The 13,019-nt window shown below is 47.2% G+C and carries 13 protein-coding genes; 10 read left to right on the top strand and 3 right to left on the bottom strand.

Features of this window, described 5'->3' with window-relative positions:
* Positions 1 to 143: 143 nt before the first annotated feature.
* From NBZ79_RS14105 to NBZ79_RS14060, 10 genes are all read left to right on the top strand, one after another.
* Positions 144 to 1,196, top strand: a complete 1,053-nt coding sequence (locus NBZ79_RS14105) for a zinc-binding dehydrogenase (protein WP_251933144.1) — start codon at positions 144 to 146, stop codon at positions 1,194 to 1,196.
* 3 nt (positions 1,197 to 1,199) lie between these two features.
* Positions 1,200 to 2,690, top strand: coding sequence for a PfkB family carbohydrate kinase (locus NBZ79_RS14100; RefSeq protein WP_251933142.1), 1,491 nt, complete (start codon positions 1,200 to 1,202; stop codon positions 2,688 to 2,690).
* Between the two features lie 10 nt (positions 2,691 to 2,700).
* A complete protein-coding gene (locus NBZ79_RS14095; RefSeq protein WP_251933141.1) occupies positions 2,701 to 3,543 on the top strand; it encodes a nucleotidyltransferase family protein in 843 nt (280 codons plus the stop codon).
* 95 nt (positions 3,544 to 3,638) lie between these two features.
* Complete coding sequence (locus NBZ79_RS14090; RefSeq protein WP_251933139.1) at positions 3,639 to 4,631, top strand: GDP-mannose 4,6-dehydratase; 993 nt, start codon at positions 3,639 to 3,641, stop codon at positions 4,629 to 4,631.
* Positions 4,632 to 4,665: 34 nt separating this feature from the next.
* Positions 4,666 to 5,325, top strand: coding sequence for a class I SAM-dependent methyltransferase (locus NBZ79_RS14085; RefSeq protein ID WP_251933137.1), 660 nt, complete (start codon positions 4,666 to 4,668; stop codon positions 5,323 to 5,325).
* The gene (locus NBZ79_RS14080; protein WP_251933136.1) at positions 5,310 to 6,317 is read left to right on the top strand and encodes a thiamine pyrophosphate-dependent dehydrogenase E1 component subunit alpha; all 1,008 of its coding nucleotides are present in this window, start codon (positions 5,310 to 5,312) and stop codon (positions 6,315 to 6,317) included. Before NBZ79_RS14085 ends, NBZ79_RS14080 begins: the two co-directional genes overlap by 16 nt.
* On the top strand, positions 6,314 to 7,360 hold the full coding sequence (locus NBZ79_RS14075) for an alpha-ketoacid dehydrogenase subunit beta (protein ID WP_251933134.1): 1,047 nt from the start codon (positions 6,314 to 6,316) through the stop codon (positions 7,358 to 7,360). The genes NBZ79_RS14080 and NBZ79_RS14075 overlap by 4 nt, the downstream gene beginning before the upstream one ends.
* Positions 7,361 to 7,403: 43 nt before the next feature.
* A complete protein-coding gene (locus tag NBZ79_RS14070; RefSeq protein ID WP_251933132.1) occupies positions 7,404 to 8,393 on the top strand; it encodes a lysylphosphatidylglycerol synthase transmembrane domain-containing protein in 990 nt (329 codons plus the stop codon).
* Between the two features lie 3 nt (positions 8,394 to 8,396).
* The gene (locus NBZ79_RS14065; protein WP_251933131.1) at positions 8,397 to 8,900 is read left to right on the top strand and encodes a hypothetical protein; all 504 of its coding nucleotides are present in this window, start codon (positions 8,397 to 8,399) and stop codon (positions 8,898 to 8,900) included.
* A 1-nt stretch (position 8,901) separates the two neighbouring features.
* The gene (locus tag NBZ79_RS14060) at positions 8,902 to 9,402 is read left to right on the top strand and encodes a hypothetical protein (protein ID WP_251933129.1); all 501 of its coding nucleotides are present in this window, start codon (positions 8,902 to 8,904) and stop codon (positions 9,400 to 9,402) included.
* Here NBZ79_RS14060 and NBZ79_RS14055 read toward each other — a convergent pair.
* The 3 genes from NBZ79_RS14055 to NBZ79_RS14045 are packed head-to-tail and all read right to left on the bottom strand — an operon-like array spanning position 9,395 to position 12,930.
* Positions 9,395 to 10,267 (bottom strand): FkbM family methyltransferase, encoded by an 873-nt coding sequence (locus NBZ79_RS14055; RefSeq protein ID WP_251933127.1) that lies wholly within the window; start codon positions 10,265 to 10,267, stop codon positions 9,395 to 9,397. The two genes, NBZ79_RS14060 and NBZ79_RS14055, sit on opposite strands and share 8 nt — an antisense overlap.
* A gap of 48 nt (positions 10,268 to 10,315) precedes the next feature.
* A complete protein-coding gene (locus NBZ79_RS14050; protein WP_251933126.1) occupies positions 10,316 to 12,085 on the bottom strand; it encodes a thiamine pyrophosphate-binding protein in 1,770 nt (589 codons plus the stop codon).
* Complete coding sequence (locus tag NBZ79_RS14045; RefSeq protein WP_251933124.1) at positions 12,082 to 12,930, bottom strand: SDR family NAD(P)-dependent oxidoreductase; 849 nt, start codon at positions 12,928 to 12,930, stop codon at positions 12,082 to 12,084. Before NBZ79_RS14045 ends, NBZ79_RS14050 begins: the two co-directional genes overlap by 4 nt.
* Positions 12,931 to 13,019: the final 89 nt, after the last annotated feature.

Raw genomic sequence — 13,019 nt, 5'->3', positions numbered from 1 at the left:
TTGCCAAACGAACCCCGTCTATAAATAATAACCTCGGCTTATATTTTTTTGCATTAACATGGTGGATCTTGCTGCTATGTTGTTGCGCCATTTTTATTTAGATCTCGTGAACCATATGACGCCAAGGATAAGTGATTACCGGAATGAAAGCAGCTGTTCTTTTCAAAATCAATAAGCCTCTCTGCATTCTTGATAACATCAAATTACCCCGACTTCTTCCCGGGCAGGTTGAGGTTGAGATAGCATATAGTGGTGTTTGCCATAGCCAGCTTATGGAGGTTCGTGGGAGGCGAGGTGAAGACAGGTTCCTACCTCATATGCTTGGTCACGAGGCAACAGGTGTTGTCAGGGCGGTTGGAGATAATGTTAGTAAGGTTATGCCGGGGGACAAGGTCATCCTCGGCTGGATAAAAGGCGACGGCATGGATGTGCCGGGGGCTATCTATGATTGGAATGGCACAGCAATAAATTCAGGCGGAATTACGACATTTAGCGAACGAACAATTGTATCCGAAAACCGACTGACTAAGCTGCCTGTTGGACTGCCTATGGATCTTGGTGTTCTGTTTGGTTGTGCGGTTCCAACTGGAGCGGGGATGGTGCTAAATGAGATTGAAATCGAGTCTCACCATTCTGTCGTCATTATCGGAGTTGGGGGAATTGGTGCTATATCGCTCATGTACGCAAAATGCCGTAACCCCCAAAAACTAATTGCTGTCGACGTTCGGTCAGAAAAGCTGAAAGTCGCAACGGCGCTGGGCGCTTCACATGTAATCGACGGGTCTCGAAATGATGTAGTTGAGCAGATTTTGGCCTTAACAAATGGGCAAGGTGCCGATTTTTGTATTGATGCGGCTGGGCGAACATCAACTATCGAACTTGCCTTTGAGGCAACAAGGCGTAAGGGCGGCCAGTGTGTCTTTGCTTCTCATCCTGAAGCCGGTCAGATGATTTCGCTTGACCCGTTTGAGTTGGTAAACGGAAAAAACATCAAGGGCAGCTGGGGCGGGGATACTAAGCCAGACGAAGACCTGTTAAAATTCTACAAGATGTCCGTTCAGAATACTTTACCTTTGGAAAGTATGATTACGAAAAGATATGATCTCGAATCCATTAACGAGGCTCTTGATGATCTGGAAGCCGGTGTGGTAATGCGACCTTTAATTGAAATAAATCCTGCACTTAATGGAAAATAATTGATGACCTTGACGGAACATGCAGCTCGGATCGAAGCGCTACGCAGTGATAAGGACGAATCCTTTAAAATCGGCATGGTGAGCGGGAATTTTAATGTTGTCCATCCCGGGCATTTGCGCTTGTTAAAATTTGCGGCGGATTGCTGTGACTATCTGGTCGTTACCGTAAATACAGACCGAAGGCCTGGAGTTCTGGTTCCCGCCGAGTTGAGGTTAGAGAATATCGTCGCCATTAGCTACGTAGACTATGCCTTTTTATTGGACGAAGACTTGCCTTCAGCAATTGATTTGATCCGCCCTGAACTTGTTATCAAGGGTAAAGAGCATCAGGATCTTCATAATCCAGAAACTGAAGCTCTCTCGAAATATGGCGGAAAACTTCTGTTCAGTTCAGGTGACGCCGTCTTTTCCTCTATTGATCTTATTCGGGCGGAAAGCGATCCCAATAAATCTCTGTTCAATTTGAACACATCGCACAACTATCTTAACAGGCATCAAATCAGTTCTGAAAATTTCACCGACATTCTGGACCGATTTTACGAGATGAATGTGCTGGTAGTCGGAGACCTGATCGTCGACGAATATATTACTTGCGATGTGCTGGGACTGTCTCGAGAAGACCCTACGGTTGTCGTCACACCGGTTCTGGAGCAAAAATTTATCGGTGGGGCTGGTATCGTTGCCAGTCACGCTAGCGGTCTCGGCGCGAACACTACCTACTTGACGGTTTGTGGGGATGACCAGGAGGCGACGGATAGCATTGGGAAATTTGAAGAATACGGGGTCAATGCCAAAATCGCAAGAGATGCAAGCAGGCCGACAACGTTGAAACAACGATTCAGATCATCCGGCAAAACCCTCCTTAGGGTCTCGAAGCTGAAGCAGCATGCCATTGATGAAACACTTCAGGATGAAATCTTTGAACTTTTCAAGGAGCAGACTGATAGGCTTAATCTTGTCATATTCTCGGACTTTAATTACGGCGTTTTGCCGCAGTCGCTGGTGGACAGGATGATTTCTCTCTGCCAGGAGAAAGGCATTTTAATGGTTGCCGATAGCCAGTCTTCGTCACAGATCGGTAATATCTCCCGCTTTCACGATATGTTATTGCTAAAGCCAACTGAAATTGAAGCGCGCCTGGCTATTCAGGATCATGATATCGGGCTTGTGGGTGTCGCGGAAAAACTGGCAAGAAAATGTAACCCGTCTCATATTCTTCTCACGCTCGGGGCTGAAGGCACTTTGATCCAGACCTTGCATCCTGGTAAGAGCGAATGGATGACGGACCGGCTTCCTGCCTTTTGTGATGCGCCAAAAGATCCTGCCGGTGCGGGAGATGCAATGCTGGTAACGGCTTCCCTTGCGCTTGCTGCGGGCGCCACAATCTGGGAAGCTGCCTATATCGGTTCCGTGGCTTCGGGCTGCCAGGTAGCAACCGTTGGAAATCGCCCCCTCAGTGTCGATAGTATTCGTCATGAGCTGGATATCTGGTAGGAGACGCGTTATGGAGGCGTTATTGCTTGCGGCCGGATTGGGGACACGACTTCAGCCCCTAACCACAGTCCTTCCAAAATGCCTGATGCCAATTCATGGTCGTCCACTTCTCGGTCTCTGGTTGGAAATGCTGAGACAGGGCGGTGTAGACCGGGTTTTCATTAATCTTCACTATTTGTCACCGCTTGTCCGTGAATATGTATTATCCAGCCCCTACACGGATATCGTCAAATTTCTGGATGAGCCTGCATTATTGGGAACAGCCGGTACACTTGGTCATTTTCGGGAGGAGTTTTCGAGCAACGAGCTTTTGATGGCCCATGCTGATAATCTGACAATCTTTGACGTGCAACAGTTTTACGAAGCTTTTGAAACAAGACCGGCTCCTTGCGCGATGACAATGATGACGTTCGATACGGACGATCCGAAAAGTTGTGGGATAGTCACCTTGAATGAGGAGGGGTGCGTCATTGAGTTTGTTGAAAAGCCACAGGATTTTGTAGGCACATTGGCAAACGGCGCTGTTTATTTAATGGACGTGAATGAGGTGTTCAAGATCCTGGATGCAGGCGAGCATATAACCGATTTTAGTACAGAAATTTTACCGAATTTTGTCGGGCGCATGAACAGTTTTCACAATCAGCATTATCACCGGGATATTGGTACCGTCGTTGCTATTGGAGACGCGCAGGAGGAAATTGTGGCTTGCGAGATGGGAATGACACTATTGGAGGAAGTCGGGAGCTATTGGCGCCCAGACAAGAGCAGGCAGGAATTATCTCATGATTTTCTACTTAAGCTGGGCCAAGCAGGGCTTTCATCTCGTGCAATTGAGAGCCTCATGCGGTCATAATTCTCATAAGGGATAGACGCTGAGGCGTCGACATTGTATTGGATGGCCTGTAAGAATATTAAAAGTCGCGCTAGCTGTTGCTGAACGGAATGAATATGTCGAAAAAGTTTTTAGTTCTCGGGAGTAATTCCTTTTCCGGCGCCAGTTTTTGCGCGCATCTCCTGCAGGCAGGATATGAAGTCTTTGGAGGTAGCCGATCTTCGGAGCCACATGATGCGTTTCTACCTTACAAGTGGGGAAGCAATCAGGAGCAGTTTTCCTTTCATCAGCTGGATATCAATGACGACTTAAAAAAAATCATTGATCTTATTGTCAGTGAAAAGATTGATTACATAGTCAATTTCGCCTCACAAAGCATGGTCGGGGAAAGCTGGGATAATCCAGGAGACTGGTTCCAGACAAACACGCTGTCGACGGTACTTCTCCATGAAGAACTTCGCAAACTTCCCTTTCTGGAAAAATATATCCATATATCCACGCCGGAGGTTTACGGGAATACCTCAGGTTTCGTTGATGAAAATCATCCGTTTAACCCCAGCACTCCCTACGCGGTGTCCCGGGCGGCTGGTGATATGAGCCTTATGAGTTATTTCAGGGCCTATGATTTCCCTGTTGTATTTACCCGAGCAGCTAATGTGTATGGTCCCGGGCAGCAACTTTACCGTATTATCCCCCGAACAATTCTTTACGGGCTGACCGGTCAGAAATTGCAGTTACATGGGGGCGGCCATTCAGAGCGATCCTTCATCCATATCGAAGATGTTTCGGCCGCCACTGTGAAAATTGCTCTCAATGGAACTGTGGGCGATTGTTATCATATTTCGACACCAAAATTGATCAGTATCCGTAATCTTGTGGAAAAAATCAGCGGGTGCATGGGGCTGGATCCAGACGATCTGATCGAAGTCGTCGGTGAGCGCCAGGGGAAGGATCAGACTTATAGTCTCAACGATACCAAGTTGCGGGAAACTTTGGACTGGTCTGACAGTATTTCGCTTGACCAGGGTATCGATCAAACAATTGACTGGGTAAAGTCCAATCTAGACGATTTGCAGACACAACCACAATCTTACATTCACAAGCCATAATTTTTAATTTCAAACGATACCGATAGAGAGAGAAATGGGACAGGAAATCGATCTGCTCGTCAATTATCCGAAAACCAAACGTGATCTGACGCAGCGAGGAAATGAAAAGACTGAAGAAGACCGCGCCGTTGCCCGTCAGTTCGGAGAGGATTTTTTCGATGGTGACCGCCGACATGGGTATGGCGGATTTTCATATTTTCCAAGATTTTGGCAACCGGTAATTCCGACTTTTCAAAGTCATTTCGGTCTAACATCAAACACAAGCCTTCTGGATGTCGGAAGCGCCAAAGGATTTATGTTGCATGATCTTCGGGAACTTGTTCCCGGAATTACCGTCCGAGGGATTGATATTTCAGACTATGCGATTGCCAACTCAATGGAGACAGTCCGTGACTATGTTTCGGTTGCCGATGCTCAGGATCTTCCTTTTGATGACGACAGCTTTGATGTCGTCATATCCGTTAATACGGTCCACAATCTGGAACAATCCGCTTGTGGAAAAGCTTTGCAGGAAATAGAGCGTGTATCTCGAGGGCAATCCTTTATAACAGTTGATGCCTATCGGACCGACGAGGAATATGAAAGAATGCAGGCGTGGAACTTGACTGCCAAGACAATCCTTCATGTCGAAGAGTGGGTAAGCTTCTTTAAGGAAGTAGGTTATACGGGGGACTATTATTGGTTTATTCCATAACATCTGAGTTTGCACTCGACCTGTCGCGCGGTATGCGGCGAATTCGTAGCGTGGAGGAGCATATCGCAACTCGTTATTCAGAACAGGAAATGCGTTGTCCAACCCATCTTTCTTCAGGTCAGGAAGCGGTGTCTGCGGCCATTGGAACCATTTTGCGAAATACAGACCTGGCGGTTAGCGGCCACCGGGCTCACGCTCATTATCTTGCGAAAGGTGGCGATTTAAATGCCATGATTGCGGAGATATATGGGCGCGTTACGGGCTGTGCCCGGGGTAAGGGCGGCTCGATGCATTTGATTGATGAAAAAGCCGGCTTTATGGGATCTACTGCAATTGTAGGCGGCACGGTGCCTGTCGGTGTGGGGCTGGCTTATAGTCTAATGCTTAAGGGTAGTGATGATATTACGTGTGTATTCCTTGGGGACGCCGTTGTCGAAACCGGTGTTTTCTTTGAATCCCTGAGTTTTGCGGCCCTTAAAAATCTACCGGTTTTATTCGTCTGTGAGAATAACTTTTATTCTGTCTATTCCCCGTTATCCGTCCGTCAATCCGCTGTCAAAAAAATCCATGAAAAAGTAGCGGGATTCGGCGTTTATACAGATGAAGGAGATGGCAATGACGTCGTTTCAGTTCATCAGAAAATGTCAAAGGCTGTCAATCATATACGATCCGGAAAGGGTCCGGCCTTTTTGGAGTTTGAAACATTTAGATGGCGGGAACATTGCGGCCCGAATTATGATGACGACCTCGGCTATCGCCCGGATCAGTTTATTGAAGAGTGGAATGGCCGCGACCCCATAGCAAATTTTGAACAACAAGCGATCACTTCTGCTTTGTTTACGGAGGCGGATATTGATGCGGTGCAGTCGGAAATTGATACAGAAGTCGCGGCTGCTTTTGAATTTGCGCGGGCATCCGATTTTCCGAGCCTTGAAGAAGCGTCGATGCATGTTTTTGCAACCGCAGCCGAAGAGGGCATTTTCCTGAAATGAGAAACTTTGCCAGTGAAATTCGATCAGGACTTGATCAGGCGTTAGAAAATGATCCGAGCGTTCTGGTTTTCGGCCTTGGCGTTCCAGATCCCAAAGGGGTGTTCGGGACCACGCTTGATCTTCAGGAAAAATATGGAGAAAAACGGGTTTTTGATATGCCCACCGCGGAAAATGCCATGACCGGTATCGCCATAGGAGCGGCACTTGGAGGTTTCAAGCCAGTGCTTACCCATCAGCGGCTTGATTTTGCATTACTCTCCATGGATCAACTGGTGAATAACGCCGCGAAATGGCATTTCATGTTTGGTGGGCAGCGTAATGTACCAATTACGGTTCGTATGATCCTCGGCCGAGGTTGGGGGCAGGGGCCTACACATTCGCAAAATCTGCAATCCTGGTTCGCCCATATTCCTGGATTAAAAGTAGTGATGCCTGCTCTTGCCTCGGATGCAAAAGGTTTGCTTCTGTCCAGCATATTCGACCCTAATCCGGTGATTTTTCTCGAACACCGGTGGCTGCACAATGCCCAAACCGATGAGCCGGAAACAGGCAAGTTAATTCCGCTGGGAGAGGCGAATCTGTTGCGGAGCGGGGATGCTGTAACCATCGTTTCCGTCTCCTACATGACCATTGAAGCCCTGCATGCTGTTGACGTTCTGCAAGACCAGGGGATTTCCTGCGACTTGATTGATTTGAGAACCGTGTCGCCCATTGATTGGGGAAAAATAGAGGCATCGGTGAAGAAGACAGGAAAATTGATGATGTTGGACACCGGATTTAAAACGAATGGATTTGCCGGTGAGGTTGTCGCGCGGATCACCGAACGATGCTGGGCAGATCTTACGGCACCTCCAGTGAGATTAACAGCGCCGGATTACTCGGAATCGACCAGTCCCGCTCTGACGAAGGACTATCACATAAGGGCTGAACATATTGCAGAACGGGTGGGTAGTATGTTGGGTAAAGATATTTCAGTTGAGCCCATATTAAAGCTGCGGGGTCCGCATGATGTGCCGGGGAATTGGTTTACGGGTCCTTTCTAAACTGTTGTCGACGCGTAAAATTAACTTTAGCCGGGGATGATTATTGATTTTTACGATATTGAAAATATGTATTGGAATTGGGTGTCTTGTTGCTCTGTTTCACTATAATTTCATCGATTTTCAGCTTCTGGGAAAAGCTTCTTCCTCACTAGTTACCGTCGCGATTGCTTTTTCCTGCCTGCTCTTTACCGTTTTTATCGGCGCCCTTCGATGGCAAATACTCATGGGATCCTTGCAGGTCCAGATTACGTTTATTCGCTCCCTGAATTATACTTTTATCGGCCAGTTTTTTAACGTATTTCTTCCCGGAGCTTATGGCGGAGATTTTATACGCGGTGGATTGGTTTACCGACAGCACAGGGACAAACTTGGCGAAATCATGATGAGCAGTCTGGTCGATAGATTAACTGGGCTTGTCGGATTGCTGATTATTGCCTTCGCCGTTTTGGCACTTATTCCCAATCAATTTCAGTTCTGGATCGGTATTATTGTTGTTTCCTGTCTGGCCATCGGATTTGCCGCGCCGGTTTTTGTCGTCAGGTTTCAATCCCTGTTTCGAGCGATTATTCGGGTATTCCCAAATGCGGTTGCGAAAATACTTTTGCGCATTTTTGATACCGTGGTTGAATGTTTTGAAGGTTATAATCATCGGAAGCGTGACTTGATCGTCGCCATTTCCCTTTCGGTATTTCAATATATTTTGGTGCTGGAAGCCTTGTATTTGCTGGGCGGCGCCATGGAAATTACCAGCTTGTCATGGATTGGGTACATCGTATCAGGTGTCGCTGGTTTATTTGCAAATGCCATACCCTTGTCCCCGGGCGGATTGGGTATAGGGGAGGCGGCATTTGGACAGGTTGCACATTTGTTGGAACCGGTACCAACGGAAACAGCCTACAGTTCCATCTTCCTGCTAATGCGGACGCTGACGTTATTAACAGCCGTCTTTGGCTTGATCCCCTTTTTGTTTTATCGGGATGCTATTAACGCTACACGGATGCAGAATGAGCCTCTGCAAAAAAATGAGGGCTGAAGAATGTACGAAACTGCCTTCTATTTATTACTCTTCGCTCTTCCCCTTGGTGTGATCCTGCATATTTTCGTTGCCCGTTTAACCCTGGGGCGCCAGATTTATCTATCAGCATTTCTCACGTTGAATTTCGCCTTAATCGTACTCCTTTTCATTCTGAATATAGTAAGCCATGACAATTTTCCTCAGATATTGATCGTGGCAGCTCTCTTTATGGAGAGTTTTATTGTGGTTTATTGTCTGGTTTTAATTGGCGTCGTAAACGATTCACCAACGCTAGCCATCGTCAAGGCGCTCATGAAGTCAGAGCCCGATGGCCTTTCGGAGCCGCAACTTGAAGCCTTTATCAATACGCATCCGTTTGTCAGTTCGCGGCTTGAAGCTTTGGATGCTACGGGCGATGTCATCCTTGATAATGGCTTGGCGGCACTGACAGCGCGGTCAAAATTTTTTACGACGGTGATATCTATATACCGGCAGATTATTCGTGTTGATCGGGAAACGGGCTGAAATGGTTGGTTTCTTCCTAATAATAATATTAGTGCTTGCTGTCAGTGTTCTTTTCGATTTAGCGATAGCCCGATTTTCCGGTAGCCGAATAACGGGATATGTCGTCAGTTTATTGTCGACGCTTCTGGGTTTGCCGCTTGTCGTTATATTTGTTTCGGAGGCTACGGATATCTTTCATATTTTGGTGGCACTTGGGTTTGGCCTGATGTGGTGGTTTATTTACCTCAACGTTGCGCAAGCCGTTGAATCCTCCCTTCGGATACGTATGTTGCTGGAAATTAGTGAAAATGGTGGCACACTTCCGCTTGAGCAACTCAAGACAATCTACAGCGATGACAAGCTAATTCGGCTGCGCTTGAACAGGTTGACCCAAGGTGGGGCAGTGGTTCGGGAAAAAGACCGATGGTATTTGCGATCAGCAAAGCTCAGAACCGCTGCGCATTTCTTTACAAGTCTAAAACGCTCCATGTTAGGGAAGAGGAGCCAGTTCGAGGTCAGATAGTTTCTTTCCCCCAGCGCATTTCAGAATGACCGGTGATAAAAAGGCTGCCTTCCTTGTAGGAAGTAGGAACATCGTCCAGGCAAGTTACCTTTTTCCAGCCGGTTTTCTGGGAAAAAAGGTTAATACTCAAACCGTTGAAGAAGTCATAAATCTGATCAGCATTCTCTGCTGTGCCAACTTCGACGACGGCCTCCAGCTTTTTCCAGTACGGCGTCGGGATTGCCTTTAAAATAACGGTCTCGTGGCCCTCTGCATCAATCTTTGCAAAGTCTGCGTCGAAGAATACGTCTTCCGCTGCCTTAACTTCCACCATATATTTGGTAAGCTCACCATAGGGGTCACTTTTGGCTCCTGCCAGATGACTTCCGGTGGTATTTCCTTCTACTCTGATGAATTCAGCCATGCCGTTCTCGCCTGAAACGGCGGCCTTTACGGGCGTGACTTTATCCAGGACCTCATTTATCTCTAGACGAGAATTGAGCCAGTCGAAATGATTGTCGTCCGGTTCGTAACTGGTGACGGAAATTCCCAATTTCGCCATGAGTATGGAATGCAAACCTAAATTCGCCCCGATATCGACGGCTTTTTTAATGCGCTTTTTGTTGGCCAGATAAAAGCTGAACAATATTAATTCATCCAATCCAAATAGATCCAGTGAATTTATAGCTCCCATCTTTTGAAACGGCATGGTCAAAGAGCCGAAAGGGCCGAATGGCACAGCATTTTCTTTCTCCGATTTGAAATCAGAATTATGAATGAAATCCAGGCAACAGCTTTCCAAAAGCTTGTATAACGCCGTATCTCGAGCATGGTGAGTTCGTGTTGCCTGTAGGGCTTCAAATAAATTGTATTCAGAGAGATTCATCGGAAAATTACCTGATCTTTAGACGAGGGCAGACTATTTGCCATCTACCTACATGGAAAAAGGTGGAATGACCATCTGTTCTTCAATAAATTCCGCCTCAAGTGCTGGAAGCTGATTTTCAAGGGCGGCGCCAAACTTAAGGACAGGGAAAAGCCGTTGACCGGGATTAATTTCCACATTAACAAAAACCGGGCCTTCTACAGCGAAAACTTCTTCCAGGTCGTCCTGCAGCCGATCTTTATTGTCCAAAGTGAAAGTTTTTAGTCCCATGGATACGGCAACCGACGGGAAGTCCGTAAACGCCAATCCAGAAGGTTCATGTACGCCGACATAATTGGCATCCAGCCACGTTTCCAATGTTTGTTTCTGGATGCCATGTCCGTGATTGTTAAACAGGAATATTTTGATTTTCATATTATGCTTCACAACAGTCGCCAGCTCTGGCAGGCAGATCATTAGCCCGCCGTCACCGATCAGGCAGGTGAAGTTCTTTTCAGGTTCGGCAGCTGCAGCGCCAATAGCCGCCGGCAGAGAGTATCCCATAGGCGTATTGTTCCAGGCGGAATGCAAGCGTTGTTCTGGCTTGAAACGAAAGGCATTGCATGTCCAGGTTAGATTGCCACCTGTGTCAGCTAAAATTGTCTCTCCGGCAGGTACGAACTGCGACAGTTGCTCAATAAACGAATAGGCGTTAATGCACCCTTCCTGATCATCAGGATCAAAATTTTCCTGACCGAAATGGTGTTTCCATTTTTCAATAGTTGCTTGCCATTCTTTATTGCCTTGCCTGACAACGGTATCCGCTTGGTCCTTTAGCAGGGGAAGGGCGTCTTCCAGCCGGGATTCAATACGATGCGTCACCTCAATACCAAAGCCATCAAATTTTTCCATTTCACCGGAACTGATATCGATCATGGCGATTTCTGCTTCTCGGGCAAAGGAAGATAAAATGCCTCCGGTGAGATTCTGGGACAGTCGCGTGCCGAGGCAAAGCAGAAAATCGGCATTTTGAACTACATAATTTCCCATACGCGGCGCATAGACGCCGAAACTTCCCATATTTAGCGCATGATCATGAGGCAGGAGGTCCACCGCCGCCCAGCTTGTGACAACCGGAGCCCCGAGAGCAGTAACAAGGGAGGGAATATCAAAACCGCAGTCCGGAGTCTTGAGCCCGCCTCCGAGAACTACTGCTGGACGCTTGGCGGCAAAAAGAGCCTCTGCCACAGCCGCAATCTTGGGAGCCAGCACATCCTTTTGTTTTGTTTCCGCTGTAAATCCTCGAAGTGTATCAGGGTCGATCTCGGCTCGTTGAAAATCATCCGGAATGTCCACCAATACAGTCCCCGGGCGTCCTTCAAAAGCCAAATGATACGCTTTTTCGAGGCAGTATCGGACATCTTCCGGCTTCTCGAGACGGGCAGCATATTTTGTGACACTATCGAAAATGGAAACAACATCGGTTTCCTGAAATCCGCGTTGGCGGATATCCAAATCACCTTTCAGCCGATGTGAAGCAACCTGTCCCGTTAGCATCAATGTTGGCACGCTATCGTAGAAGGAGCAGCATGTTCCGGTCAGCAAGTTAGTTGCACCCGGACCACTTGTAGTAATGGCAACGCCAAGTCGACCTGTTGTTCGCGCATATCCATCTGCGGAAATTGCCGCGCTCTGTTCATGCTGGGAACAAATAAATTCAATTCCATCATATTTTGAGACAGAGTCGAGCAAATGAACTGCAGCCCCACCTGACATACCGAAAACCCGGTCGACACCCTTTTCGGCTAAAAAGCTAATTACATAGGACGACAGTTTCATGAATTGGGTTTCGCTTCTCTAGTTTCGCTGTTTTTATGCTGGTTGCCATGTCGCCGCAGCCTGAACTTATCTTCATCATGGGCAAGTGAAAAATACAGCTTATCGCCACCATCCCGCCAATCATCATGCACGACGGAAAAGTTCCTACCTGCAGTTTCCGGTCTGTCGAAACACCAATTGATCAGGGAAAATATATCTTCAATTCTTGTACCCTGTTCCCCGGAAGAAACAAATTCTTTAGTGGACGTTAGATTGTCGCCTGCGGACTGCCCTGCGTCCAAAGTCTGCTGATGGATTTTGCTGGCGACCCAGCCTGTTCCAATTGCCACGCAATGCAGGTCCGGCGTTTCGTCACTGATAAGTTCGCAAAATTTAACCAGCATGATTTTGCCGAGAGAATAAGCTGAATAGTTGGCAAAGGGACGATTTATGGCGCCACCCACAAGGAACGCAGCCTTGCCCGTCGTTCCATTGCGCTTGAAGGGGTATATTGAATGGAACAATTCGAGCTGCTGCAGCGAATTTACGGTGACGGACGCTTTCCAGTTTCCTGCCGGTAAGTCGGTGAATTTACCAATAGGACTAAGGAGGCCAACCGCAGAAATAAAATGGTCCCACTCGATATTGTTTTCTGCCATAAAGGCTGGAACTTTGGCGAGATCATCTTGCTGGTTCAAATCGCATTTTAGAAGTAATATTTTATCGTGATTTTTGAAGAGAGTTACATGTGCTTCCTCACGATAAGTGCCGACGATACGGAAGCCCTCGGCGAGATATAATTCAGCTAGCTTTCGGCCAATATCGCTGGAAATTGCCGCAATAAAAACTGTCTTCGGAGAAGTCAATCCTTTGACCTTTTCTCTTTACTGTGATCACCTTGAAAAAACACGCCAATTCTGTTCCGTGAAAAAGATGATTTACATTACTGTTTATA

Origin of the sequence: Sneathiella marina (genome assembly GCF_023746535.1) — a bacterium.
GTDB lineage: Bacteria > Pseudomonadota > Alphaproteobacteria > Sneathiellales > Sneathiellaceae > Sneathiella > Sneathiella marina.
This window is presented reverse-complemented; position numbering and strand designations above follow the sequence as displayed.

What these genes read in the sequence shown, in the direction of transcription:
- NBZ79_RS14105 (WP_251933144.1), top strand. Translation starts at nt 144, where the DNA reads ATGAAAGCAGCTGTTCTTTTCAAAATCAATAAGCCTCTCTGCATTCTT.
- NBZ79_RS14100 (WP_251933142.1), top strand. Translation starts at nt 1,200, where the DNA reads ATGACCTTGACGGAACATGCAGCTCGGATCGAAGCGCTACGCAGTGAT.
- NBZ79_RS14095 (WP_251933141.1), top strand. Translation starts at nt 2,701, where the DNA reads ATGGAGGCGTTATTGCTTGCGGCCGGATTGGGGACACGACTTCAGCCC.
- NBZ79_RS14090 (WP_251933139.1), top strand. Translation starts at nt 3,639, where the DNA reads ATGTCGAAAAAGTTTTTAGTTCTCGGGAGTAATTCCTTTTCCGGCGCC.
- NBZ79_RS14085 (WP_251933137.1), top strand. Translation starts at nt 4,666, where the DNA reads ATGGGACAGGAAATCGATCTGCTCGTCAATTATCCGAAAACCAAACGT.
- NBZ79_RS14075 (WP_251933134.1), top strand. Translation starts at nt 6,314, where the DNA reads ATGAGAAACTTTGCCAGTGAAATTCGATCAGGACTTGATCAGGCGTTA.
- NBZ79_RS14065 (WP_251933131.1), top strand. Translation starts at nt 8,397, where the DNA reads ATGTACGAAACTGCCTTCTATTTATTACTCTTCGCTCTTCCCCTTGGT.
- NBZ79_RS14060 (WP_251933129.1), top strand. Translation starts at nt 8,902, where the DNA reads ATGGTTGGTTTCTTCCTAATAATAATATTAGTGCTTGCTGTCAGTGTT.
- NBZ79_RS14055 (WP_251933127.1), bottom strand. Translation starts at nt 10,267, where the DNA reads ATGAATCTCTCTGAATACAATTTATTTGAAGCCCTACAGGCAACACGA.
- NBZ79_RS14050 (WP_251933126.1), bottom strand. Translation starts at nt 12,085, where the DNA reads ATGAAACTGTCGTCCTATGTAATTAGCTTTTTAGCCGAAAAGGGTGTC.